The 25378-nt window shown below is 61.2% G+C and carries 23 protein-coding genes and 1 other RNA gene; 10 read left to right on the forward strand and 14 right to left on the reverse strand.

From position 1 onward, the window contains the following. Positions 1-4: 4 nt before the first annotated feature. The 3 genes from ACQY5P_RS06435 to hflK all read right to left on the reverse strand — a co-directional run bounded on the left by ACQY5P_RS06435 (position 5) and on the right by hflK (position 3578). Positions 5-1384 (reverse strand): DegQ family serine endoprotease, encoded by a 1380-nt coding sequence (locus ACQY5P_RS06435; protein ID WP_428409910.1) that lies wholly within the window; start codon positions 1382-1384, stop codon positions 5-7. Positions 1385-1507: 123 nt separating this feature from the next. After that, the gene (gene hflC / locus ACQY5P_RS06440) at positions 1508-2383 is read right to left on the reverse strand and encodes a protease modulator HflC (protein WP_428409911.1); all 876 of its coding nucleotides are present in this window, start codon (positions 2381-2383) and stop codon (positions 1508-1510) included. A gap of 1 nt (position 2384) precedes the next feature. Further along, positions 2385-3578 (reverse strand): FtsH protease activity modulator HflK, encoded by a 1194-nt coding sequence (hflK, locus tag ACQY5P_RS06445; protein WP_428409912.1) that lies wholly within the window; start codon positions 3576-3578, stop codon positions 2385-2387. A 155-nt stretch (positions 3579-3733) separates the two neighbouring features. Here hflK and ACQY5P_RS06450 point away from each other — a divergent pair, with 155 nt between their 5' ends. Continuing rightward, on the forward strand, positions 3734-4828 hold the full coding sequence (locus ACQY5P_RS06450; RefSeq protein ID WP_428409913.1) for an Mrp/NBP35 family ATP-binding protein: 1095 nt from the start codon (positions 3734-3736) through the stop codon (positions 4826-4828). Positions 4829-4833: 5 nt separating this feature from the next. On the opposite strand, the gene ACQY5P_RS06455 is transcribed toward ACQY5P_RS06450, so the two are convergent. The 4 genes from ACQY5P_RS06455 to ACQY5P_RS06470 form a co-directional block, all read right to left on the reverse strand. Beyond that, on the reverse strand, positions 4834-6066 hold the full coding sequence (locus tag ACQY5P_RS06455) for a nuclear transport factor 2 family protein (RefSeq protein ID WP_428409914.1): 1233 nt from the start codon (positions 6064-6066) through the stop codon (positions 4834-4836). A 158-nt stretch (positions 6067-6224) separates the two neighbouring features. After that, positions 6225-6758, reverse strand: coding sequence for a dihydrofolate reductase (locus tag ACQY5P_RS06460; protein WP_428409915.1), 534 nt, complete (start codon positions 6756-6758; stop codon positions 6225-6227). After that, positions 6755-7240 carry an N-acetyltransferase family protein gene (locus ACQY5P_RS06465; RefSeq protein ID WP_428409916.1) on the reverse strand — a complete coding sequence of 162 codons (486 nt, stop codon included), beginning with the start codon at positions 7238-7240 and terminating at the stop codon, positions 6755-6757. The genes ACQY5P_RS06460 and ACQY5P_RS06465 overlap by 4 nt, the downstream gene beginning before the upstream one ends. Beyond that, a complete protein-coding gene (locus ACQY5P_RS06470; RefSeq protein WP_428409917.1) occupies positions 7237-8031 on the reverse strand; it encodes a thymidylate synthase in 795 nt (264 codons plus the stop codon). Before ACQY5P_RS06470 ends, ACQY5P_RS06465 begins: the two co-directional genes overlap by 4 nt. Positions 8032-8159: 128 nt before the next feature. Here ACQY5P_RS06470 and ACQY5P_RS06475 point away from each other — a divergent pair, with 128 nt between their 5' ends. Beyond that, positions 8160-9668, forward strand: coding sequence for a hypothetical protein (locus ACQY5P_RS06475; protein WP_428409918.1), 1509 nt, complete (start codon positions 8160-8162; stop codon positions 9666-9668). A gap of 21 nt (positions 9669-9689) precedes the next feature. Here the strand turns inward: ACQY5P_RS06475 and ACQY5P_RS06480 are convergent, their stop codons facing one another. Next, positions 9690-9953 (reverse strand): helix-turn-helix domain-containing protein, encoded by a 264-nt coding sequence (locus ACQY5P_RS06480; protein ID WP_428409919.1) that lies wholly within the window; start codon positions 9951-9953, stop codon positions 9690-9692. A 108-nt stretch (positions 9954-10061) separates the two neighbouring features. Here ACQY5P_RS06480 and ssrA point away from each other — a divergent pair. The 5 genes from ssrA to ACQY5P_RS06505 all read left to right on the forward strand — a co-directional run bounded on the left by ssrA (position 10062) and on the right by ACQY5P_RS06505 (position 13429). Continuing rightward, positions 10062-10436, forward strand: a transfer-messenger RNA (tmRNA) gene (gene ssrA / locus ACQY5P_RS06485). 336 nt (positions 10437-10772) lie between these two features. Then, positions 10773-11279 carry an SspB family protein gene (locus tag ACQY5P_RS06490; protein WP_428409920.1) on the forward strand — a complete coding sequence of 169 codons (507 nt, stop codon included), beginning with the start codon at positions 10773-10775 and terminating at the stop codon, positions 11277-11279. A 103-nt stretch (positions 11280-11382) separates the two neighbouring features. Beyond that, positions 11383-12774: a class II fumarate hydratase gene (gene fumC, locus ACQY5P_RS06495; protein WP_428409921.1), complete on the forward strand. Its 1392-nt coding sequence runs from the start codon at positions 11383-11385 to the stop codon at positions 12772-12774. A 131-nt stretch (positions 12775-12905) separates the two neighbouring features. Further along, a complete protein-coding gene (locus ACQY5P_RS06500; protein ID WP_375207749.1) occupies positions 12906-13124 on the forward strand; it encodes a hypothetical protein in 219 nt (72 codons plus the stop codon). Between the two features lie 83 nt (positions 13125-13207). Further along, positions 13208-13429, forward strand: a complete 222-nt coding sequence (locus ACQY5P_RS06505) for a ribbon-helix-helix domain-containing protein (protein ID WP_428409922.1) — start codon at positions 13208-13210, stop codon at positions 13427-13429. Positions 13430-13482: 53 nt separating this feature from the next. Here ACQY5P_RS06505 and ACQY5P_RS06510 read toward each other — a convergent pair whose 3' ends face one another. Together ACQY5P_RS06510 and ACQY5P_RS06515 are read right to left on the reverse strand one after the other, a co-directional pair. Next, entirely contained in the window at positions 13483-14244 is a 762-nt protein-coding gene (locus tag ACQY5P_RS06510; RefSeq protein ID WP_428409923.1) for a hypothetical protein, read from the reverse strand. Between the two features lie 229 nt (positions 14245-14473). Next, positions 14474-17290 carry a hypothetical protein gene (locus tag ACQY5P_RS06515; RefSeq protein WP_428409924.1) on the reverse strand — a complete coding sequence of 939 codons (2817 nt, stop codon included), beginning with the start codon at positions 17288-17290 and terminating at the stop codon, positions 14474-14476. Positions 17291-17430: 140 nt separating this feature from the next. Between ACQY5P_RS06515 and ACQY5P_RS06520 the strand changes: the two genes are divergently transcribed. Continuing rightward, on the forward strand, positions 17431-19065 hold the full coding sequence (locus ACQY5P_RS06520; protein WP_428409925.1) for a chloride channel protein: 1635 nt from the start codon (positions 17431-17433) through the stop codon (positions 19063-19065). 82 nt (positions 19066-19147) lie between these two features. Here the strand turns inward: ACQY5P_RS06520 and ACQY5P_RS06525 are convergent, their stop codons facing one another. Next, positions 19148-19867, reverse strand: coding sequence for a squalene/phytoene synthase family protein (locus tag ACQY5P_RS06525; protein WP_428409926.1), 720 nt, complete (start codon positions 19865-19867; stop codon positions 19148-19150). Positions 19868-20042: 175 nt separating this feature from the next. Here ACQY5P_RS06525 and ACQY5P_RS06530 point away from each other — a divergent pair, with 175 nt between their 5' ends. Continuing rightward, positions 20043-20642, forward strand: a complete 600-nt coding sequence (locus tag ACQY5P_RS06530; RefSeq protein WP_428409927.1) for a superoxide dismutase — start codon at positions 20043-20045, stop codon at positions 20640-20642. 23 nt (positions 20643-20665) lie between these two features. Here ACQY5P_RS06530 and secF read toward each other — a convergent pair whose 3' ends face one another. The 3 genes from secF to yajC are packed head-to-tail and all read right to left on the reverse strand — an operon-like array spanning position 20666 to position 23660. Further along, positions 20666-21628, reverse strand: coding sequence for a protein translocase subunit SecF (secF, locus tag ACQY5P_RS06535; RefSeq protein WP_428409928.1), 963 nt, complete (start codon positions 21626-21628; stop codon positions 20666-20668). A 14-nt stretch (positions 21629-21642) separates the two neighbouring features. Next, on the reverse strand, positions 21643-23274 hold the full coding sequence (gene secD / locus ACQY5P_RS06540; RefSeq protein ID WP_428409929.1) for a protein translocase subunit SecD: 1632 nt from the start codon (positions 23272-23274) through the stop codon (positions 21643-21645). Between the two features lie 56 nt (positions 23275-23330). Next, positions 23331-23660 carry a preprotein translocase subunit YajC gene (gene yajC, locus ACQY5P_RS06545; protein ID WP_428409930.1) on the reverse strand — a complete coding sequence of 110 codons (330 nt, stop codon included), beginning with the start codon at positions 23658-23660 and terminating at the stop codon, positions 23331-23333. 245 nt (positions 23661-23905) lie between these two features. Here yajC and ACQY5P_RS06550 point away from each other — a divergent pair, with 245 nt between their 5' ends. Beyond that, a complete protein-coding gene (locus ACQY5P_RS06550) occupies positions 23906-25372 on the forward strand; it encodes an alkaline phosphatase family protein (RefSeq protein ID WP_428409931.1) in 1467 nt (488 codons plus the stop codon). The last annotated feature ends 6 nt before the right edge of the window (positions 25373-25378 follow it).

Here is a 25378-nt window from a genome sequence, read left to right on the forward strand (position 1 = left end):
AACGTTACGGGCGCAGCGACTCGTAGAAGAGAAGATCGCCGCGCTGCACATAAATCTGCACCGGACCGCTGTTGAGATTGCGCAGCTTGCCGAGCTTGTCCACCGCAGCCGATGGGCGCGTCACCCGCTCCCAGCCGATCTCAAGAATGACGTCGCCGGGCTGAAGCACGATCGCGGCCGCGCTTTCCGGATCGACCGCCGTGACGACAACGCCCTGCACCGTCGCTGGCAGACCGAAAGTCTGACGCACATCGTCCGTCGCTTCCTGCAGGGTTAGGCCGGAGCCGCGCGCCGCATTGGCGGGAAGAATGCTGGAGCTGTTCGATGCAAGCATGCGGGTTTCACGGCGGTCGACCCGCACCTGCACGGTGAGGCGGCGCCCGTCCCGCAGGACTTCCATGGGCACGGTCGTGCCGATCGGCGTATCGGCGACAGCCCGCGTCAGGTCCCGCACGCTTTCGATCTGCCGGCGGTTGAACTGGAGGATGACGTCATTGGGCTCGAGCCCAGCGTCAGCGGCCGGGCTGTTCGGACGCACCACGGTCACGATGGCGCCCTTGGGCGCGCGCAAATTCATGGATGAAGCAAGCTCCGGCGTCAGGTCGTCAATGGAAACGCCAAGCCAGCCGCGCCGGGTTTCGCCAAAGCTTAAAAGTTGCGTCACGACCGAATCCGCAAGATCGGCCGGCACTGCGAAGCCGACGCCAACCGAGCCGCCGGTCTGCGAATAGATTGCGGTGTTCACGCCGACGACCTGGCCGTTCATGTCGAACAGCGGCCCGCCGGAATTGCCGCGGTTAATCGCGGCGTCAGTCTGAATGAAGTCGTCATACTGGCCGGAGTTGATGTCGCGGTTGCGCGCCGAAACGATGCCCACCGTCACCGTGCCGCCAAGACCGAACGGGTTGCCAATGGCGATCACCCAATCGCCGACGCGCGCGCTGTCGCTGTCGCCGAACTCCACGAAAGGAAACTTGCCGCCGCCTTCGAGCTGCAGAACGGCCAAGTCGGTTTCACGGTCGCGGCCTTTCAGGACTGCAGTGAATTCGCGCCCGTCATGCAGCGTTACGGTGATGTTTTCGGCGTTGTCGATAACATGGTTGTTGGTGACGACGATGCCCGACGCATCAATGATGAAGCCGGAGCCGAGCGACACCGCCGGCTGATCGAATTTGCGCTGAAGCGGCGCAAGCTCGCCGCTCGCCCGGCCGCTGCGTGACCGTTGGGCGGTGGAAATATTGACCACCGCCGGCGTCAGCCTTTCAGCGAGATCTGCAAAACTGTCAGGCGCGCCGCGCGGCGCCGCCATGGCCGGCGCTAGCAGGAAGGCCGCAGACGCCACAATTCCAATCAAACCGCCCCAAACGCCGCCCAACCGAGCCATAACCGCCTCTTCTTTCCCCGGAACCAGACCTTAGAACCGTCAGGTTAACGCAAAGACGCCCGCCCGCAAATGTCTTGCGCGGGCGGGCGAGCTAATTTCCCATCAAACTGCGGTGACGCCGCTCTACTGCCGACGCCCCTGCAAGCTATTGAAATAGCGGAAGAATTCGCTTTCCGGAGACAAAAGGATCGTGGTGTCGCCCTTTTGCATCGCTTCTTCATAGGCGATGAGCGAACGGTAAAAAGCGAAAAACTCTGGATCCTTGCCATAGGCGGCGGCGAAAATCGCGTTGCGTTCGGCGTCGGCGGCGCCGCGAATCTTCTGCGCCTCTTCTTCGGCCTGCGCCTTGATTTCGATCGCCTGACGGTCGGCCTGGGCGCGGATCTGGTTCGCCCGCTCGTTGCCTTCCGAGCGGTATTGCTGGGCGAGCTGATTGCGCTCGGCGATCATCCGCTGGAACACCGCTTCGGAGTTGGTTTGCGGAAGATCGGCCCGGCGGATTTTCACATCGACAATGTCAACGCCGAGGGGACGCGCGGAACGGCTTAACTGCTCCTGAATGCGGGTCATCAGCTCGCTGCGGCGTTCGGATATGATTTCGTCCACCGTGACAGAGCCGAGAACGGCGCGCAGCGAGTCGTTGAGCTGGCTGCTGAGGCGCTCCTCGCCGCGCTCTTCGGTGCGCACCGATTGATAGAAAAGCAGCGGATCGACAATCCGGTAGCGCGCGAAGGCATCGACAATCAGGCGCTCCTGATTGCGGGCGATAATCTCTGTCTGCTCCTGCTCCAGATGGCGGTTGCGACGGTCGATGAAGTCGACGCTTTCCGCAAAGGGAACTTTGAATTTAAGGCCTGCTTCTTCGTACTGGCTTTTCGGTTCGCCGAAACGGAAGACGAGCGCAGAGTGCGTTTCTGGCACGATGAACGCCGAATTGACGATTACGAACAAAACAATGAAAACGAGGAAACCGACTAAGGGCAAAGGAAGCCTGTTCATCTTAGTTCGCTCCTTGCTGTTGCTGACGGCGGACTTGATCCAGAGGCAGATAGGGCACCACCCCTGAGCCCGCATCCTCGTCGATAATGATCTTGTCGACATCGCCGAGAACCTTCTCGACGGTTTCGAGATACATGCGCTGACGCGTCACTTCGGGCGCGCGCGCATATTCCTCGTAAATATCGTTGAACCGCGCCGCCTGACCGCGGGCGTCCGCGGTCCGTTCGGCGGCGTAAGCGCCAGCCTCTTCGAGAATGCGCTGGGCTTCGCCGCGCGCCTCCGGGACAATCCGGTTCGTATACTGACGAGCCTGCTGAATGACGGTCGCCTGATTTTGTTCCGCCGCCTGAACGTCGCGGAAGGCTTCGTTCACTTCATTGGTGGGCGGTTCGGCGAGGGTCAGGTTGACGCGCTCGATCTGGATCCCTGCGTCATAGGCGTCCAACGCCGTCTGCATCAGATCGCGGGTCTGCGAGGCGACGTCGGTCCGGCCTTCGGTCTGCACGAAGTCGAGCGTGTTGCGGCCGACAACTTCGCGCATGGCGGCTTCCGCCGTCATTCTGACGAGGCCTTCCGGATCGTCGATATTGAAGGTGTATTGCGCGACGCCCGGCATCTCTTCGCCCTGCGGCGCCACAAGATCGGACTTGATCCGCCACTGCACGATGAAGGCGACGTCGACAATGTTTTTGTCGCCGGTGAGCATCAAGCCAGGCGACAATTGCCCGCCGCGACGGTTCGCCGCCGGCACAGGCATATCACGGACTGACAACACCTGTTGCTTGCGCACGCTCTGGATCGGCGCCGGAATATGCCAGTGAAGCCCCGGACCGTTCACATTCTCATAATCGCCGAAGGTGGTGACGACGGCGAGTTCGTCGGACGCCACCTGATAGACGCCGCTGAAAAGCCACAGGCCGACAAGGCCCGCAGCGATCAATCCGATGACGCCTTTATTGAGGGGCGGCATGCCGCCGCCCTGGCCGCCTCCGCCTCCGCCGCCGCCGCGTCCGCCACGGGGAAAGGCGCGTTTCAAACGCTGCCGGGACGCCTGAAGAAGATCCTCAAGATCGGGCGGCTCGCCACGGCCGCCGCCGCCATTATTATTGTTGCCGGAGCCGCCGGGATCTCGGGGCGGCTGGCCCCAGGGTCCGCGGCCGCCGCCGCGATTGCCGGAATTATCTTGCCAGGGCATTCAAGCCTCTCTCTCGTGAAGATTTTGCGCCATCGCAGCTTTGTGGGGCGGGCGCCGGTGGAAGAACCAGATTTGCGCCGTATATATGTTACCCTATCCGCCGGGCGCAACGCGCCCGGTGCGCTTTTTTGAAGGATTTCAAAGGCTATCCCTTAGTGTCTGGCAGCTTGATCTTGCGCGTGCGCGCCGCCCTTTCCGCCATCAAGGACCCCCGGTCCGGGCGCAATATCGTCGCGGCCGGGGCCGTGGGCGGGCTTTCGGCGGGTGAGGATGGAAAAGTCCGCTTCACCCTCGATGTCCCGGATGGGGACAGGCGCGCCGCCGAATCGCTCCTCAAGGCCGCTGAGGACGCCGCCAAGGCCGTGCCGGGCGTGACAAGCGTTTCCGCCGTCGCCACCGCCCACAGCAAGGGCGCAAAGCCTCAAGAGCCGCCCCGCGGCGGGCACGACAATCCCTTCGGGCTGAAACAGAAGCCACGGATCGAAACCGCGGGGGAAGCGCTTTCCGGCGTAAAGGCGATGATCGCGATCGCTTCGGGCAAGGGCGGCGTCGGCAAGTCGACGGTCGCGGCGAATCTCGCCGTTTCCCTTTCCGCCCGGGGACTGAAGGCCGGCCTTCTCGATGCGGATATTTACGGACCGTCCCTGCCGACGCTTTTCGGCATCGATCAGAAGCCGGAAATGCGCGACGGCAAGATCGTTCCGTTCGAAGCGTTCGGCGTCAAACTCATGTCCATCGGTTTTCTGCTCGATCCAGATCAGGCCGTCGCCTGGCGCGGGCCTATGGTCATGGGCGCGCTCCGGCAATTGATGAGCGATGTGGATTGGGGCGATCTCGACATTCTTCTCGTGGATACGCCGCCGGGCACCGGGGACGCGCATATATCGCTGATCCAGTCGAAGAAACTTTCCGGCGCGGTCATCGTCTCGACTCCGCAGGAAATGGCGCTCGCCGACGTGCGCCGCGGCGTTCAGCTCTTCCGCCAGACTGAAACCCCGGTGATCGGCGTTATCGAGAACATGGCGTGGCTCGAGGGGCCTGACGGATCGAAACAGTTTCTCTTCGGCGAAGGCGGCGCCGAAAGGGCTGCGAAAGACCTCGGCGTTCCATTTCTGGGTCCTGTGCCGCTTTATCCGGATCTGCGGCAAGCATCCGATGACGGACAGCCCGTCGCGGCGACGGAACATCCCGCAGCAAAAGTCTTCGACCGCCTTGCGGAAGACATCGCGAAATTCGCAAAGCTTGGCTGAGCGGACTACTGCGCCTGATCGGCAGTCGTATGATCGTGCACGATTTTCCAGGCGCCCGCATCGCGGCGCATCACCAGTGAAAACGAGCCGGCCGATGTGTTACCTCCGCGCGCGAGATTGAACCGGCCCGTAACGGTGGCGACGTCTTCGGTGACGAGCTTCACCTCAAGCTTGTCGAAAGCGAGCTGGCCCAGCCCCTCGCCGCCCGCATAGCGGTCGCGATACCGTTTCATCGTCGCGTTCCAACCTTTGGTGACAGTACCGCCGGAAACGAATTTCAGTTCGTCGCTTTTCCAATAGGACTCCATAAAGCCATCGAGGTCGCCCTCGTTCCAGGCAGCCGCCTGCGCCATCAGCGTGGCGCGGATGACATCGGCGGGTTCGCGCAATTTGGAAGGCGTCGCGGCCTTCGGGGCCGCCGGTGCCGGTTGCGCTGCGGGGGCCGCTTTATGCAGCTCGGGCGCTGAAGGGGCTTCGGCCGGCGCTGGATCTGTCTCAAGGGACGGAACAGGTATCTGCACGCTGGCCTGCGTCACCGGCGCCGCCGGACGCGGCGCTTCCGGTTCGGCGCCAACAAGACGTCCGACCGGCGTCGGCTGCGGACGCGACGGCGTCTCGGCATGCTGCGCCACCAATTGCGCGGGCTCGCCCGCCACCGGCGCCACAGCCGGCTGTGCGAGGATCTTGTTCATTTCGTCTTCAAGCGCAGCATCGTCCACCGTTGCAATCTCACTTGGGGCGACCTGGCTTGCCGGCGCCGGGACGGTAACTGTTTCAGAAGGCGCTGGCTGTGCTTCGGCGACAGAAGCCGGCGCTTCAACGGGCGTTTCCTGCGGCGCTTGCGCCACGGCGACAGGTTCGGACGCAGGCGCTGGTGAAGGAGACGGGCGCTTCGCTTCGACCACATAGTCCGATGCCGACGGAGACGCATCGGCCCGCAAGGCGGGCGCCGACTGCACGCACACAAAGCCGGAAAGCGCGAGACGCTTCGCCATCTCGCTGGCTTTCTGGTTGCAGAAACTGTCGGAATTATCGGCGTGATAGGGAACCGAAATATTGGCGCCGCCACCGCGCGTATAGCGAACGTCGCAGCTTTGCCCGACGGAGCCCGGCGAAATGACTTCGATCACGCGTGCATCCGACCCGCGCGTACAGGTCGTCTTCGCGTCAGCGTTTTGAAAAGCGCCCGATGCGGCCAGCGCCGCAATCAGCGCTGATGCTGTCGCCGCATGTTTCATGTCCCCTCCTCCGTCTGCCTTCAAACTTCGGACAAACCGCCGAAGAGCCTCAATGCCCGAACTCTAGGACATATGGCTGGCGGGTTGGAGCCCAAAGACCGGGACGGCGCATCTTAGCGCGCGACCGGTGAACGCCGGGTCGCCAAAATGCTTAAAAATTAGGGCTGTTTGGACGGGTTTCGAGGTTTGCGGTCGAGGATGAAAAATTTGCAAGCATGCTCGTTCCGGTCTGTCTTCTCGCACTCGCCCACAAGATTTTCGGTCCAGTCCCGCGAATCAAGCTGGGGAAAATGAACATCGCCTTCCACATCCGCCTCGACCCGGGTGAGATAGATCCGCTGCGTGCGCGCCAGCGTCTGGGCGTAGATTTCAGCGCCCCCCACGATGGAGATTTCATCGGCGCCCCGCTCCTCCGCCAGCGCCTTGGCGAGGATGATTGCGCCTTCAATGGTGCGGGCGATGAAAACCCCTTCCGCCATGAAATCTGGCGAACGGGTGACGACAATGCTGTCTCGCCCAGGGAGCGGCCGGCCGATGGCGTCGAAATTCTTCCGCCCCAGGATCATCGGCTTGCCCATGGTCAGCTTTTTGAACAACTTCAAGTCGTCGGAAATCTTCCACGGAAGGTCGTTATGCGCGCCAATGACCCCGTTGCGCGCCACGGCGACCACCTGAACGAGACGCGCGCTCACTCGGCGCCTTTCGCAAGATGTTCCAGTGAGGCGCCAGTCAGGCGGTAAACCGTCCACTCATCCATGGGCGCGGCGCCGAGCGATTTATAGAATGCGATCGCCGGCGCGTTCCAGTCGAGCACGGACCATTCCATACGGCCGCAATCGTTCTCAAGGGCGACGCGCGCCAGCGCCGACAGAAGCGCCTTGCCCGCGCCCGCCCCCCGCGCGCTTTCACGCACATAAAGGTCTTCGAGATAGAGCCCGTGTTTTCCGAGAAAGGTCGAGTAGTTGAAGAAATAAAGCGCGAAACCGATCGCCTCGCCTTCATCCTCGGCGATCAGGGCGAAGACTTTCGGCGTCTCGGAAAAAAGCGTGCGGCTAAGATGTTCGTCCGTGGCGACGACTTCGTGAGAAAGCTTCTCATACGCCGCAAGTTCGCGGATGAAGCCGAGGATCAGGCTTTCATCTCCTGGAACCGCAGGGCGAATTGTCAGATTCATACCGCCACCGGGGCCTTGATATGCGCCTGCGCCTCATAGTCTTCGATAGCGATGTCCTCGAAGGTGAAATCGAAGATGTTTTTCACGTCGGGATTTAGCACGAGTTTTGGCAGCTTGCCGGGCTTTCTGGTCAGTTGCTCCCGCGCCTGCTCCACATGGTTCGAATAAAGATGCGCATCCCCGAGCGTGTGGATGAACTCGCCCTGTTCGAGATCGCAGACCTGCGCGACCATCGCGGTCAGCAACGCATAAGACGCAATGTTGAACGGCACGCCGAGAAAAACATCGCCCGAGCGCTGATAGAGCTGGCAGGACAATTTTCCGTCCGCGACAAAAAACTGGAAGAGGCAGTGACAAGGCGCGAGCGCCATGCGGTCGAGATCAGCCGGATTCCATGCCGACACCACAAGACGGCGCGACGCGGGGTTGGTTTTGATCTCGTTCACCACCCACTCGATCTGGTCGATGGCGCGCCCGTCCGGCGCCGCCCATGAGCGCCACTGCCGGCCGTAAACGGGACCGAGGTCGCCGTTCTCGTCAGCCCACTCATCCCAGATCGAGACGTTGTGTTCCTTCAGATACCGAATGTTGGTGTCGCCGGAGAGGAACCAGAGGATTTCATGAACGATCGATTTCGTGTGCAGCTTCTTCGTCGTCAGCAGCGGAAAGCCTTCGGCGAGGTCGAACCGCATCTGATGGCCGAAAACGGCGCGGGTGCCGACCCCGGTGCGGTCGAGCCGCGCGTCGCCCGCTTCGAGAACCCGGGCCAGAAGATCAAGATACTGTCGCATATACGCTGCGAATCTCCTCTTTGCCGCGCAGCATAGCGCCTCAGGCTCTATGTCCAATGGCGCTTTTTCCCCGATGCATGGGGTGATAATGTCCTCCCGCGCGGAGGGGCGCCACAGCGAGGGGTGAAATGACCGAAAAAGATCAGGCGTTTGCGCCCGAAAACGGCGGTAAGGGCCTCACTCTCCCCGGCCTTCTCATCGGACTCCTGACGGGCCTCGCGGTCTACGCCATCGTCGAATACTGGATCGACGGGAATGATGACTCCCCATTGGCGCTGACGGTCCTTTTCTTCACCGTCACCGTGGCGGCGGCCTACCTCCTTCTCGCAGAAGCCGGCCAGTTCCTCCGGTCCGCCATCGGCGCGTTGCTCATCGCGGCGGCCATCGCCGCGCCCGATTATTTTATCTTCGCGACGCTCAGCGGCGAGGAGGCCAATCTGACGCCCTTTCCCGCCGTCTTCTGGATGGCGACGCGCGGGCTCGCTGCTTACCTCATGGCGACGCTGGTCAAAGCCGCACAGGAGAGCGGCGTTCCCCCCGCCTATTCGCCAGTGTTCTTTCACGGCGTCACTATCCCGCTCATCGCCGGCGGCGCGAAGCTGTTCGCCGCGCTGGCGCTGGTGCTGCTCTTCGCTTGGGCGCGGCTGTTGAAAGAACTCGACGTCAATTTCTTCAACAAGCTGTTTCAGGAGCCGTGGTTCATCCTGCCGTTTCTCGGCGGCATTGGCGGGCTCTCCATTGCGTTGATGCGCGGATTGCAATCGCTGCTCGGCGCATTGCGTTTCGTCCTTCTCCTGCTGGCGCGGATTTTGATGATCATTACCGCGTTGTTCACGATTACGGGACTGTTGGTACTCGTAATCAAAGGACCGAGCGTCGTTTTCGACCTCACCCTGTCGCCCGGCGGAATCATGATGGGCCTCGCGCTCACCGGCATGCTGATTTTCAACGGCGTCTATCAGAACGGCGAAGGCGGCGCGCCGCCGCTATGGCTGCGCATTCCGACCATCATCACGCTGATCGGGTTTCCGATTTACGCTGGCCTCGCCTTCTACGCCCTGCATTTGCGCATTGACGCATATGGTCTGACCCCGAACCGGATCGCAGCTTATGCGATCAACGCCCTGATTGCGGCTTACTCGATTGTCTGCATCGCGGGCCTCGTCACTGAAGCGAACTGGCGCGGGCGAAAATGGATGCCGCTCGTCGGCCCGTTGAACACAGCGATGGCGGCGCTCTGGGTGGCCGTTCTGATCCTGCTCGCAAGCCCTCTCCTCAATCCTTGGGCGATCAGCGCGAAAAGCCAGTATGCGGTTCTCGCCAATGGCCGCGTCGCGGCGGCTGATTTCGATTTCGGCTATCTGCGTTTTAAGCTCGGCGCCTATGGGGAGAAGGCGCTCGACAAATTGCTGGCGCTCGACAACCACCCGGAGGCCGCGGCCATTCGCGAGGGCGTCGCGCGCGCCCGCAATGCGGACACTTACTGGTATTATCAATATCCGCCCGCAATACCTGAGGCGAAGGAGCCTGGCGAAAGCGCCGCGGCAGGATCCGAAACGCCGGAAACCCTGCCCTTCAATCCGCCCGATGCGGATACGGGACCGGACGATCCGGACGCGCAGCCCCAGAACGGATAACGGTACAGAAAATCAATACGGCTAGACGGTCTCGACGACCTTCAGCGGCTTGTCGGCTTTTTCAATCATGTGAATTTTGCGATTGGGGCCATTATAGTCCTCGACCCCTTGGGCTATGGCGTAACAGGCGAGCCGCACAGAACGCGGGATTTTCACTTTTTCCCCATCCCGTTCGCCTTTTTCGTAATACTGGATCATGCGGCGCTTGAGCCCCAGAAGATGCGCTGCGTCTTTCTGGGACAGGCCCAGCGATTTCCGCCATTTCTTGAAGTCGCTCGATTCCATCGCCGCCGGCTCCAGCCCGAAAACGCCCCCTGACGCTCATGCGCACATAATGCATGGATATTACAGAATCTTGACATTCCAGCGCTTTTTCGCGGCCTTTGGGTCACGGGTCTTTAATTCTTTACCCCCGCGGCCTATATCTGGCGGGTCCGCGCAAGCGGACTATGGCGATAAATGACCCGTGCAATAACCGTATCGGACCCGGGGGCGGTACCCGGCGGCTCCACCAAAACCCCTATCCGCCGCAGATTTGGGGAGGTTTCGGCGGGGCCGAACTAGGATCGACGAGCGTCTAAAGACGATGTTTTCGCCCGGTTTGCCTCCGTTATTTGGCTAAACCTGAATAGTTGCCAACGACAACTACTCGGATGAACTCGCTCTCGCTGCGTAACGCGGCTGAGCAGTTCGCTTAATTAAAGCCCTGACGCCTATCCAAGCGTCAGGCGGGGCTACCCCGGGGCCTGGCAACAGAACCCGGGGACTTTATTTTCCGAGACATATCAAGAAACACGGCGTTCAGGCGCCGGGGATTCTTTAGAAATGCGGGCGTGCGCCCGCGGGAGCACCTGGCAACAGAAGCTCCCACTTTATTTCCACAAAAACTAGGTGCTCCCGGGCTATCCGTTTTGAGCTTCGCTCAATGGACCGGCGCCCCGCCGCCGAATGGCGGCAAATTATAACTTGCGGGCTTTCGCCCGCGGAGCGCCAGAAGCCGGGGACTTTGTTTTCCTACATGCGCTTCGCCCCGGTTCTGCTGGCCTCTCGCCCGCAAGCCCGCTAAAACATTTCCGAAAATTCAAAGACCCGAAAGGCCCGCGCGTGAAGGAAGATATCGAGCTCGACTACAACGATCTTATTCAGGAAGCCCAGAAGCGCGCCTATCGCTTTCTCATGCGCGACGTCCTGAAGCTGGTGGCCGAGCTCGGGGACGCGCCAGGGGAGCATCATTTCTTCATCGAGTTCCTCACCGGCGCGCCAGGCGTCTCCCTGCCCGATCACCTCAAAGAGCAATATCCCGAGCGGATGACCATCGTCCTCCAGCACCAGTTCGAAAACCTCGACGTCACCGATGACGGGATGGGGGTCACGCTGTGGTTCAAGGGCAAGGAGGCGCGGCTCGAAATTCCCTTCGACGCGGTCACCCAGTTTGCCGATCCGAGCGCCCAGTTTGGCGTCAATTTCGACGTGACGGCGCCCGAAAATGACGACGGCGCAAAGGCCGCGAAAGCGCCTGCGGAACCGTCGACCGACAAGACGTCGGAAAAAGAGTCCGCAAAGGGCGACGGCGCCGACATCGTCAGCCTCGATTCCTTCCGGAAGAAGTAACGCCGCGGCGAGGCGCCGCTTGCACATAAGCCGCGCGCTGCCGTAAACCCGGCCCGCGAATTCCTTCCTTTTACGTCCCATCATGCCGCCGAAAGAGCATCTCATGACCAAGACCCGCACCGAATCCGACAGCTTTGGCGAACTCAAGGTCCCCGCCGACAAATATTACGGCGCGCAATCGGCGCGCTCGCTGATCAACTTTCCCATCGGCGAGGAGAAAATGCCGGCGCCGCTGGTCCGCGCGCTGGGTATCGTCAAGCTGTCTGCGGTGCGCACCAACATGGCGCTGAAATCCATGCCGGCGAAAACCGGCAAGGCGATTGAGAAAGCCGCGATCGAGGTCGCCGAAGGCAAGCTCAACGATCACTTCCCCCTCTCAGTCTGGCAGACAGGCTCCGGCACGCAGTCGAACATGAACACCAATGAAGTGATCGCCAACCGCGCCATCGAACTTCTCGGCGGCGTCATCGGCTCGAAAGATCCGGTGCATCCGAACGATCATGTGAATATGAGCCAGTCGTCGAACGACACGTTCCCGACCGCCATGCATATCGCCGCGGCGGAGCAGATCGTCCACGAACTGATCCCCGCGCTGGAGCATTTGCATGAAGCGCTCGCCGCAAAACAGAAAGCCTTCGCGAAAATCATAAAGATCGGCCGCACGCACCTACAGGATGCGACGCCGGTGACGCTGGGTCAGGAATTTTCCGGCTATACGGCGATGGTGAAGAACGGCATCAAGCGGGCCAAGGGCGTCCTCCCGGCGGTTTACGCGCTGGCGCAGGGCGGCACCGCCGTCGGCACCGGCGTCAATTCGAAAAAAGAATTCGCGAAAATGTTCGCCGCCGAAGTCGCGACCTATACGAAGCTTCCCTTCGTCACCGCGCCAAACAAATTCGAGGCGCTGGCGACCCAAGACGGCATGGTCGAAGCCCATGGCGCGCTCAACGAAATCGCGGTGAGCCTCTTTAAAATCGCCAATGACATTCGCCTCCTCGGCTCCGGCCCGCGTTCCGGTCTCGGCGAAATCTCGTTGCCGGAAAACGAGCCCGGCTCGTCGATAATGCCGGGCAAGGTGAACCCGACCCAGTGCGAGGCGATGACCATGGTCTGCGCACAGGTGATGGGCAACAACACGACGGTGAGCTTCGCCGGCAGTCAGGGCCATTTCGAACTCAACGTCTTCAAGCCGGTGATCGCCTACAACACGCTGCAATCGATCCGCCTTCTCGCCGATGCGTCGCGCGCCTTCACCGACAAATGCGTCGTCGGCATCGAAGCCAACGAAAAGCGCATCAAGTCGCTGATGGAGCAGTCGCTGATGCTGGTGACGGCGCTCGCCCCGGAAATCGGCTATGACAACGCCACCAAGATCGCCAAGACGGCGCACAAGAATGGCACAACCCTCAAGGAAGAAGCGGTGAAACTGGGCTTCGTCAGCGCCGCCGATTACGACCGCATCGTCCGGCCGGAAAAAATGATCGGCCCGAAATAGGCCCGGATTTCCGGGGATTAGTCGTCATTTTTCCCCGGCGCCCGTTTTCCGGCGGCGTTGGACCGGTTCTTGCCTTATCTTCCACGAACGCGCCCGGCGCGTGACGCATTTTGGGACAAGGACGACAAGACATGGCCGACAAACCTTCCGACAGCCAGCTCCGGCTCCTCCTCGCGCAATTTCTGTTCGCGCATGATGTGGACATCGAGACGCTTTACAACGCCCTCGGCGCCGATCTCTCCAGCGCCGATTCCGAAGCGGTCTCGCACATGGCGGGCATCATCGATGGCGTCACGCTCGCCACGTCGAAAATCCGCGCCCATGGCCTGGACAATTGGGCCAAAAGCTAAGTTTCAAAAGTCACTGCTTGCACTAAGGCGGCGAACCGGCGTCTTCTCATGAGAGAGCACGCCGGTTTCGCTGTATTTAGGCCATGCGCAAAAGATCGATCACCCTGAAAGGCCACCGCACCTCAATCGCGCTGGAGCCCGAATTCTGGGACGCGCTCGATGCGATTGTCGAAACCGACAGACGCAGCCTGCCCGCGCTGATCGATTCCATCGACAGAAACCGGTTGAAACAGACCCCGCGGCCGGGATTGGCGTCGGCGATTAGAGTTTATGTGTTGAAAAGGCTGACATCCAAGGCGACTTAGATCAACGCCCCTACACATCCCTCGCCCGATCATCCTGCGTGGAAATATTGGTCTCAGCCATCTTGTCGGTACTTTATTGGGACAAAAACCGAATTGATTGCGTTTAACGCACGTTCGTACCCGCTATCCTCTGGGCATACGCGTCGACCAATCTCACCGCCCTTATGAAAAATATTCCGTGGAAAGACGCGCATTTCTAAGAATTGCGCAATAACTTCTTCAGTATCAGCTTTCAAAAACTCCACACCAGAGATGCGTAATTTTCTTCTTAAGTCGAAGACTTCGTAGCGCCATTCGACATCACGAACCAACACTTCGCCCGCGGGACCACTAATCTTGTATGCGCCAATACAAGGCGCCGACCTTTCTGCACGAATGCGCTCTACATCTGCTGGTGGCGTTCGTCCCCATTCGCGGAACTCCAATTGCTCGTAATATGCGTCGCAGTTTGCGTGATTTGCTTGCTCAAGAGTAAATCGATACCAGCCCTTTTCTCTCACTAAATTGACCGGTGGAACATCCGCACGCGGCAACCTGTCTCCTTTTTGGCCCTCAATGAATGAATAGTTGCCGTCTAACAGCTGAACTTGGCACCATGCCGGGCACCCTTCACCAAGATAACCTGTGAAGCCCTCTACGTCTGGAATATGATTATGGGCCTCCTCACTGAGGACACGCTTACAGTACTCAACCAAATCATCAGAAATCTGCGCTACACTTGGACCAAGCGTAAATGTATTGACCCATAAGACTGCATAGGCGGCCGCTAGAAGAGAAAAAAAAGCAGCAATTGATAGCCCCCATCTCCGTCTCACCCCAAACCTCCCATTCCTAATTCCTCGGAAGGAACATAGAATGCATCAAATTGGAGTACAATGCAGGGCGCAAACCATTTCAATATAGCTAAAAACGCCAGCCACCGCGCGGCTGCAGAAAGCTAGTCCAAATAAGAAAAATGAGTTGCACGTTACAAGATTACTAGGTCCCCGGCTTTCACCGAGATGACTGGAGAGATCTTCTAGGCGTCTTGTAGATGTCTTGGTCCTAACCCGCCGCGGGAGTCGCCACATTGAGCGAGGGACGGCCGAGGACGATCTGCGAGTAGCTGCGCGTCACTTCTTCGGCGTAGCCGCGCATCATCGGGCGCACCTGCTCGAATTTCTGGACGCCTGCGGCGCGCGCGATGAGCCCGCCGAAGCGGCGGCGCACCGGCGCTTTCAGGGGATCGGTCCAGCCGGCGAGCGAGCGCACAAGCTGCAGCCGCGCCCAGAAAGCGCGCGCAGACGAAAGCGTCTGCGCGACCTCTTCGGAGATCAGCCCCGAGCGCGCCATGGCGTCGAGCGCTTCGGCGGGGCCCACATCCTGAACGAAGGGATGGGCCGAAGCGTGTTTGTAGATCAGGGTCGAGATGACGAGCTCCACATCCGACCGGCCGCCTTCGAGACGGTCGATGTCCCATTCGGAGGCCGGACGCTCCCGGCGCATGCGCTGGGCGCGGGCGCGGTCGAGATCGCGGAAGAGAATATCGGCGCGGCGCGCGCCGGCGATGGCGCTCCGAAGCGCGTCGCGCGCGCTGTCTTCAATTTTGTCGTCGCCCGCGGCGATGACGCGGCCGCGCGCCAGCATGATCTGTTCATGGGCGACCGCTTCAGACTGGACATATGATTTGAAAGCTTTGACTTCGGAGACCACGGGGCCGGCGACGCCGCCGGGACGGTGCGTCGCATCGGGCGTGACGGCGAAGACGCCCTCGCCCGTCTCGCTGAGGCTTTGCAGATAGCGTTTCGCAAACGCTTCGCCCGCCTCGCCCGTATCCTCGCTTGCGATGAAACCAAGATGGCTCGCGGCGAAGGGCAAATGCGGACCGTCCGATTCGAAGACGTGGAGCGCGATATTGCCGCCCGCTTTCTGTTCCGCAGCCGGCGCCTGATCGCGCACAATCTCGAAGACATTCGTCAGGGTGCGCAGATGCACCTCTTCAAAGGCTTCCACGGCGGCGTCGAAAGTCGTTGCGCCCGTCGCGGCATTATAGGCGACCCGCGCCAGCAATTCGCGGCGCCATTCGGCGAGATCGGCGAGCGCCGTCTTGCCTTTCGCCGCCGGCGGCGTGAACCGGCTCAGCCATTCCTTGCCCGATTGCGGCGTTTCCGCGCCGGTCGATTCAAAGAAAGTTTCCGCGAGCGCTTGAGATGATGTCAACGGCTCCACCACGGCGCCGAAAGACCCGAAGGCGTCGACGAGACCGTCGCGGCGTTCGCCGCCGTCAGACACCAGCGAGAACACATCATATTTTTCGCTGGCGTTCGCCAGAAGCTGGTCGAAGAGACGCACCGCGTCATTCGGGTGCTGGGTTTCGCCGAACGCTGTCAGGAGACCCGGCGCATGGGAGGAGAAGCGCTTGCCGCCAAGGCGCGCTTCGGCGCGGCGCGCCCAATTGTCCACTGCTTCGGAAAGGCTCTGTCCATTGAGGAAGCCGAGATCTTCAAGCTTGTCTGCGTCGCCTTCCTTTTCGGCGCCGCTGCGATAGAGCGAGATTTCTTCCTGCGGGCCGGCGGCGAGACGGCGCAGCGTGTTCATGGCGTCCGTGCGCGCGCCATTGAGCGCCACTTCGAGATCCTTGTAGTCGCTGTAGCCGCAAAGGAGCGCCAGGGCGCGCTGTTCGTCTTCGCGTTCGACGCCGGTGACGGCGGCGCCTTTCATCATCTGCAGACGCGAGACGGCGATATGCGCCAGTTCTTCTCCGGCGACGAGACGGCGGGCGGCATCGGACGTGAGCGTGCGCGAGCGCGAGGCGTTGTCGAAGATTTCCCGCGCCGAGGCCGTGCGGAACACAGGGCGCACCCCCCCGATAGCAAGACGGCAGAGCCCGGCAACGCGGCGGAACGGGCCGCGCGGATCGTTATCTTTCTGCGCAACGAACGTCCGCAACGCTTCCATGGCGATGGGATTGTCGGACCAGACGATCTGTTCGATGTCTTCAAGGAAGGCGCCGCCCGCCGTGCGGTCGCCGGCGATGATGCGCGCCGCCCCAAGCCACATTTTAAGCGCGTCGGCCTGCGGTCCTGAGGCCGTCGCTTTCACGCGGGCGATAGAGTCTGCGAATCCGGCGCCGCCGACGCCGGAGCCAAGCGGCGTTCTGAGGCCGTAAAGCGGATATTCGCCGGGCTTTCCTTCAAAGGCTTCGCGCAATTCGGCGCCGATGCGCACGAAGATGCGGTCCGCGCCGCGCGCCACGGGCGCGGCGAACGCCTTCTCGTCATAGAGAACGATCATGTCGAGGGGGCCGAAGGGCGAAAGGTCTTCATGAGCGAAATCGCTGCCTGCGACGACGAAGACGCCTTTGAGGAAATTCTCCGGATCGTCGACCGTCAGTTCGCCGCGTTTCACCGCGGCGCGCACCAGCCAGCGAAGTCCCGTCTCCACCATGCGCTCGGCGAAATCGACGCGCGCGGCGGTGGCGTTGGCGACGCTCCACTCGCCGCTCATTTCAGCGATGGCGATGGCGACATCGACGCGGTTTTTCAGCGGCGCCAGCGCGGCGTGCAGCGCATCGGGGCCGCCGACGCCGCGGTCGAGCGCGGTCAGATCGCGCGCCGCTTCGGCGAGCACCGGCGAAGCGCCGTCGATCAGCGCCGTCGCCGCCGCATCGGGATGGGTCATGCAGAGTTCGGCGAGACGCCTTGTCGCGCCGAAAACCCGCAACATGAGCAGCCGGCGGTCCGGCCGGTCGAGGGGCGCGCCGGGATCGCCGCCCATGGCTTCGGCGACCGCCCGCCGCCAGCGCTCCAGCGCCGCTGGCGCGCGCGCCGGATCGATTTTGTCGGCCATGCTGCGTGCTGATTGCGTCGTCGGCGCCGCCATACTCTTCCCCGTCGATATATTAGTCGGATAGGGCGCGGATGATGGCAAAGCAGGGTGAATTCGCCGTTAAACAATTCATGACATTTAGACTTCGCTCTGAATGCTGATATGAACAAAATCCGTTAACTATAAATATCGTCATGCCGCGGAAGATCGCACGCATCCTTATCGCCCTCAGGAAACTTCGCCGCAGGCTGCAGGGCGTGGATGTGCTCCGTGTATGGATTTTGGCGGTGGTGATCGGCGTCGCGGCGGCCTATGGCGTGATCGCCTTCCGCTACGCCATCGACGCCGTCTCAACGCTCGCCTTTGGCGAAACGGAAGGCGGGGTCGTCAGCGGCGCCGCCTCCCTCACCCCCTGGCGCGCCTGGACGGCGCCCGTGATCGGAGGCTTCGCGGTCTCAGGCCTCCTTTTCCTCGCCGACCGATTTCAGTGGCTTCCGGGCGGGCGCGGCCAGGCGGTCGCGGAAGTGATCGAGGCGCGGGCGGTTTCGGGCGGATATATTTCGCTGCGCGCGGGGCTCGCCGCTGCGACGGTCTCCGCCGTCTCTCTCGGCGCCGGGGGCAGCGCCGGCCGTGAAGGCCCGGCCGTCCATCTCGGCGCCACCATCGCCTCCATCTTGAACCGCAAGCTCGGCTTTACCGCGAAACACCGGCGCGCGCTTTTAGGGTGCGGCGCAGCGGCGGCGGTCTCGGCGAGCTTCAATGCGCCCGTCGCCGGCGTTCTTTTCGCCCTCGAAGTCATCCTCGGCAATTACGCGCTCTCTGTCTTCGGGCCCATCGCGGCGGCGAGCGTCGCGGCGGCGATCATCACCCGCATTCATCTCGGCGACTTTCCCGCCTTCGCGCCCCCTGAATACGGCGCGGTGGGCACCATCGACGTGCCGCTTGCGGCGCTCCTCGGCGTCTTCTGCGGCCTCGTCGCTTCTGGCTTCTTGCAGGCTGTTAGGCGGATGACCGTCAGCGTGCGCGAGTTCGCGCAGAAGCGGAACATCTCCTATCTCCTCCTGCCGCCCATCGGGGGCGTCATTGTCGGCTTTATCGGGATTTTCTATCCGGAGGTTTTCGGCGTTGGATATGAAGCGGTGACGAAGGCCCTCAACGGCGATTATGCGCTGCATCTCCTTGTCATCCTTGTGCTGATGAAAAGCGCGGCGACGGCCGTCACCCTCTCCTGCCGGTTCGGCGGCGGCGTGTTCTCGCCGGGGCTTGTCATCGGCGCCTTTATGGGGGCGGCCTTCGGCGCCGCGCTGGGCGAGCTTTTCCCGGAAGCGACCGCAAGCCCGGTTTATTACGCCATGATCGGCATGGGCGCGGTTTCGGGCGCCATTCTCGGCGCGCCGATTTCAACGACGCTGATCGTTTTCGAACTTACCGGCGAATACGGCATCACCGTGTCGCTGATGGTTGCGGTCGCCATCGCGACGCTGATTACGCAATGGACATGCGGCAAGTCGTTCTTTCATTGGCAATTATCTCGGCGCGGCTACGATCTTTCCGAAGGCCCGCAAGGCATTATCCTGAAAACCACGCGCGTGCGCGAAGTGATGGAGAAAATGCCGCCGGGCGCGCCGCTGCCCTCTGACGCCGACCGCTTAGAAGCCGGGCAGTCTCTCGGCGAAGCGCTGGCGAAGCTCAATGAAGCCGAAGAACACGGCCTGCCTGTCGTGGACCCCGCGGACAAGGAGCAGGTGGTCGGCTATCTATCCCGGGTGAAAGCGCTCGCCGCCTATAATAAAGCGCTGATCGAAGAAAATATCGAGCATCATACCTGACCCAGAGCGTTTTGAAGGAAAAGTGGTTACCGGTTGACGGTTCCCATCCATCAACTCCGTCTCAAAACGCGCACGAAAGAATCTAAAATCGTCCGAACGCCATGGCGGCAAAGAGCGTCAGCCGCTTGCGAAGCGGCGCGCGCGCATCGCCCTTCCTCAGATAGAGCGGCGTCAGCGACAAATGCAAAAGCGTTGGGGCCGCGTCCCCTGCCGCATTCGCGACAACCGGCGCCGCCTCCTTATATATGCGCAAAGCATGCGCGTTAATCTCCTCCGCCAGTCTCGGCGCCAGGATTCTTCCCTCCCGCGCCATGGCGAAAGCGGCCCCGGCTTTAGCGGCGGCGCCGGCGAGCGCATCATCGCCGCCGCCCATCGCCGCGCCCAGCGCATCAAGGCGGCCGTCGGTTTCCACGAACCAAGCTGAGAGGTCTTCGGCAGAGGAGAATCCTTCGCCATAGAGCGGGCGGCTGCAGGCGTCGATGACAGAATCGAGTTCGCCCGCCCATCGTTTCTCACCCAGCATTGTTGACGCAGCCGCTTCAAGCACGGGATGCGCCCGCGGAGGGCGGCCTTCCTGAATGGCTTCAAGGCCCTCGCGCCACCATTGCAGGCGGATTTCGCCAAGCGGCGGCTCGCTCACCTGCGACGGAATGCGCCGGAGTTCAATCCTAAGCGCCGCCAGGGCCAGCAGAGCATCTTGAAGCGGGCCGGCCGCATAATGTGCTGCAAGCCAGCGATCTTCATCTTGGCTGCGGACAAGACTGGAACAATGCGCGAGGCTCTGTGTTGATGTCTCTGACATGCGGGCAATCAATGACAGCTTGATGACGCTGTAAAGAGAATGAAATTTCGATGACGCGCGCAACGCCCGGTCAAAACTTTGTTACTCACAATCCCACCCCGCATGCGGCGGTTGCGCGCTTGCACGCTGCGGCTCGTCTGCATAGATAACCCGCATAGTAAGATGAGAGGCGAACATGGCGATTGAATTACCCGACCTTCCCTATGACAAAGGCGCGCTCGCGCCCCATGTTTCGAAAGAAACGCTGGAATTTCATCACGGCAAACACCACGCCGCTTATGTGGACAAAACCAACAAGGCGATCAAAGGCACCGATCTTGAAAACGCATCTCTCGAAGAGATCGTGCAGGCGGCGAAGGAAAAAGGCGATCAGGGCCTTTTCAACAACGCCGCGCAATCCTGGAACCACACATTTTACTGGAACTCCATGAGCCCCAATGGCGGCGGCGCGCCCAAAGGCCAGATCGCGGAACTGATCGACGCCGCTTTCGGCGGATATGACGGTTTCAAGGAGGCTTTCGCAGACGCCGGCGCGACGCAATTCGGTTCGGGCTGGGCTTGGCTCGTCATCAAAGACGGCAAGCTTGAAGTCAGAAAGACGCTCAATGCTGAAACGCCTCTGACCGAAGCGGGCGTCACCCCGCTCCTGACCATGGATGTGTGGGAGCACGCCTATTATCTCGATTATCAGAACAAGCGGCCCGATTACATCTCGACGTTTCTGGACAAACTCGTGAACTGGGATTTCGCCGCCGACAATCTGCGCAAAGCGTAGGTCAAATTCTGGCGAAAGCCGTTTCAGGCTCCGACCGGAACGGCTTTCGACCAGTCTCGCTTGACGCCTGTCGCCAAGAGGAAGGGCGACGCGACGAAGATCGATGAATAAGTGCCGATCACGATCCCCCAGATCATCGCCAGCGTGAAGCCGCGCAGCACCTCTCCCCCGAAAATGACCAGAGCAATGAGCGCCAGCATCGTCGTGCCGGAAGTCATGATGGTGCGCGTCAGCGTGTCATTGATGGAAACATCGAGAAGTTCGGCTAGCGGCTTTTGCTTGAATTTGCGCAAATTCTCGCGCACCCGGTCATAGACGACCACCGTGTCGTTCATGGAATAGCCGACAATCGTCAGGATCGCGGCGATAATCGCGAGATTGAACTCAAGCCGCGTCACGGCGAACATGCCGAGTGTGATGATGACGTCGTGAATCAGCGCGACAATGGCGCCCAGCGAGAACTGCCACTCGAAGCGCAGCCAGATATAGATCAGCATCATGCCGATGGCGAGCGCCACGGCGAGCGCGCCTTTCTGCACGAGTTCGCCTGAAACCGTCGGGCCAACCACGTCGACTTTGCGGAAATCGACGCCATCGCCCAGAAGTTCGCGCAACGCATCCTGCACCGCGAGCGAGGCTTGCTGCTGCGCCGTTTCACCGGCGGATTCGTCTTCGCCTTCCGCTTCCTGTTGCGAGATGCGGATCAGCACTGCCTCGTCGGCTCCGGCGAAATCCTGAATCCTCTGAACGTCGACGCTGCCGAGATTGAGATCGGAGACAATGCTGCGCACTTCGCCGATATCGATGGGCTGGTCGTCGGCGACTTCGATGGTGACGCCGCCCTTGAAGTCGACGCCGAAGTTAAAGCCAAGCGTGAAGATCGCGATCAGCGAACCCACAACCAGAAGCGCGGAAAAAATGAGCGCGATGAAGCGCATCCGCGTAAAGCCGATGGTGGTGTTGTCGGGGATCAGCTTCAGCAACATGGCGATCGGCCCCTTTAAAGTCTGATTTCTTTCGGCCGTTTCGAAAGGAGATAGCCTCCTGCGAACAGCCGCGTCAGCACATAGGCGGTGAAGACAGAAGTCACCACGCCCACCGCCAGCGTGATCGCAAAGCCGCGCACGGGGCCAGCACCGAGCTGGAACATGATGAGCGCGGCGAGAAAGGTCGTGATGTTGGCGTCAATGATCGCCGAGCGCGCCTTGTCATAGCCGGTTTCCGCCGCCTTGATGGGCGTCTTGCCGGCGATAATCTCCTCGCGGATGCGCTCGAAGATGAGCACATTGGCGTCAACGGCCATGCCGATGGTCAAGACAATACCCGCGATGCCGGGCAAGGTCAGCGTCGAGCCGAGCAGCGACAGGACGCCCGCGATGAGGATCACGTTGGCGATCAGCGCGATATCTGCGTAAACGCCGAATCGGCCGTAGCTGACGATCATGTAGATGATGACGGCGATAAAACCGATAACCAGCGCCTTGGCGCCGGCCTCGACCGAATCCTGGCCGAGCTGCGCGCCGACCGTGCGCTGTTCCAGCGTCTGAAGTTCAGCGGGAAGCGCGCCGGACCGAATGAGGAGCGCCGTGTCATAAGCTTCCTGCGCCGTGAAGTTGCCGGTGATGCGGCCGGAACCTTGCGTGATTGCAGATTGAATGCGCGGCGCCGAGATGATTTCGTTATCGAGGACGATCGCGAAGATAGCGCCGATATTATTGCGCGTATAATCGGCGAAACGCCGCGCGCCGCGATTGTCGAAATCGAAGTTGATCTGGAAGCCGCCATCGGGGTCCGGTTGCGAGGTCGCATTGACCACCATGTCCCCCGTGACTTCAGCGTCTTCATAAAGAACGAGACCCGGCTGGCCCGATCCTTCGAGCTCCGCGAACGGAACATACATGCGGCCCGGCGGCAGGAGACCCGCCTGCGCGTCCGCAAAACTGACGGTCGGGTCCTGGCGATGAAAGCTGAGCTGGCCGGTGCGGTTGATGAGCTGCTGCAGGGCTTCCGGATCGTTGTCGCCCGGCACCTGCACGACGATGCGGCCGACGCCCTGGGGCGCGATCAGCACTTCCTTGTTACCGGCGGGGTCGATGCGGCGGCGCACGACTTCGATAGAATCGCGCACGGCCTCGTCGGACCAGTAACGCTCCGCTTCCGGCGTCATGGCGATTTCAAAACGCTGGCCGTCTGCGGTCAGCGTATAGGCGCGAATGCCAAGTCCCAGCGCGCCGCCGACGCCGCCGCGCGTCAGTTCGCGCAGCCGCTCTTCGGCCTCGTCAGCATCAGCCGGATCGGCGATGAGAAGCGAGATGGTGTTCTCTTCTTCGTTATAGGAAAGACTTTCCACCGAAATCCGCTCGCGATTGGCTGCCCGATTGGGCCGCAATTCCCGGCGAACGTCGCCGGTGAGCGCTTTCATGCGGTCGTCGATGACTTTTTCCGTGTCGACGCCGAGGAGGAGATGGGACCCGCCCTGAAGGTCGAGACCGAGATTGATCGTTCCCTTCGGGAAGAAGCCCGGCAGGCTGCCGCGCGCGTCCTCGGATAGAAGGTTCGGAAGCGCGAAAAGCGCGCCGAGGAAAATAATCAGCGCAAGGCCGGCGGTTTGGATTTTCGAAAACTGGAGCATGAATCTGGGCCCGTTTTCGGCGCTTTGGCGCGCCTTATTGTTGGTTGCGGCGCAGCTTAGTCATTCGCCGGGGGCTGCGGCTTGGTGCGCACGTCGCTCAAGGTCGACTTCACCACCTTCACCGTCACATTGTCGGCAAGCTCCACCATGATCTCTTCGCCTTCGAGGACTTTCGTCACCTTGCCGACGATGCCGCCAGCGGTGACGACCACATCGCCGCGGCGCACATTATTGACCATTTCCTGATGCTTCTTGCGCGCCGTCATCTGGGGACGGATCAGGAGGAACCAGAAAATCACGAAAATCAGCACCGGAAACGCCAGGTTCAGCAGCGGATTCGGCGCGGCGCCTTCAGCGGCCTGCGCATAAGCGGGCGAAAAGAACATCAGCAGGGTACTCCCTCGGGAATCTCAGGAACGGCAGGCCGGACAGTTTCTTTTTTTAAGCCCCGGGCCCGGCAAGGTCCGCGGGATATATAGCGATCCAAGGTCCGGTTGCAATGCGCCCTTCCCCCTTTTGCCGCGCCGAGGCCCCAAACTCGCCTGCCGGGACACAAGGGCGGCGCCGGATTTGCTGGTCATGGGCGGCGGATTGATCAAAAACCGGATAAAGCCTGCGGAGAGCCCAACTTTTGGGAACAAAAACCCTCATAATCGGCCTCGATGGGGCGGATCGCCGGTTCATCGACCGGATGATCGCCGCCGGAGAGCTGCCCCATTTCAAGCGCCTGCGCGACCGCTCGGCGACGTTTGAGGTCGAAAACGACCCTGGCCAAGGCAATGTTCAGTTCTGGACCTCTGCCGCCGCCGGTGTGGGCCCTGGACATCATGGCCGCTATTTCTACCTCGTCTTCAATCCGGAAAATTACGATATCCTGCTCGATTACAATTCCGGGCTGCCGCAAGTCACGCCCTTCTGGCGGCGCCTTGACGATGAAGGCTACCGCACGGGCGTCGTCGACTGGTACGGCATGCCGCATGCTCCGTTGAAGAACGGGATCATCATGCATCGCTGGTTCGCCCAGGACCCTTACACGCCCTCCGTTTTCCATCCACCTGAAATGGCGGACGTCGCGGCGAAATATGCTGCAGAGGATCCCATCGCCGAAGGTTTCGGCAGCAGGCCGCGCGAAGGCGCGGCGGCGCTGAAGGAATTTTACGACCGGATTCTCGGGCGCATCGGCATCAAGGCCTCTTTCTTTGCGGATCAGCTTCGCGACGGCGATTTCGATCTTTACGTCGCCTGCTTTTCCGAAGCTCACAATGTGGGTCATTATTATATTCAGTATGAAGATGAAAAGAATGCGCTCTACGATGCGGAGACGGCGGCCGCAATTCCCAATCCGTTGAAAGAGTGCTATCGCCGCCTCGACAAGGCCGTCGGCGACCTGATCGCGGCGGCCGGCCCCGACGCGTCGGTTTTCGTTCTGGGCGGGCCCGGCATGGAGCCGCTCGTCAGCGCCAATGCCGCCTTCGACGAGATCGTGCGCCGCGTCGATGCCGGCGTCGGCGCGCCGCTTTCAAGTTCGGAGACGGCCAGGCGCACCTATCATTCCCTCATTCCGAAGGGCCTGCGCAATCGTCTCGCGCCGATTGCGCGCCTCTTCCGCCGGCGCCTCGCCAAAAACGCTTATCACGGGCGGCGGTTCTTCGCCGTTCCGCACAATGACAATTCCGGCGCGATCCGCATCAATCTCAAGGGCCGCGAGAAATACGGCGTCGTGGCGCAGGGCAATGAATACCGCTCGGTTATCGAGGAAATCCGCGAGGGCGTCACAAGCTTCATCAATCCGGCGACCGGACGCTCCATCGTCAGGCGTGTTGTCGAAACGGCGCAAGACATAGACGGGCCGAACCGTGATCTCCTGCCCGATATCTTCATCGAATGGGACCGCATGGATACGCATGGGGATTTCGGCAAAGTCGTTTCGGAAAAATTCGGCGAGGTCGTCGTGCCGCCGAAGACGCGCACGGGCGACCACACGCCATTCGGTTTTTTCTGGGCGCCGCCCGCTTTCGCCTCCGCATCCGTGGCGAAACCTGAAGACGTCACGGCGCCGATTCTCGCCTGCGTCCGGAAAGCGCCGCCGAGATCCTGATATTCC

This window comes from Hyphococcus sp. (genome assembly GCF_965267305.1).
In the GTDB taxonomy this organism is placed as follows: Bacteria; Pseudomonadota; Alphaproteobacteria; order Caulobacterales; family Parvularculaceae; genus Hyphococcus.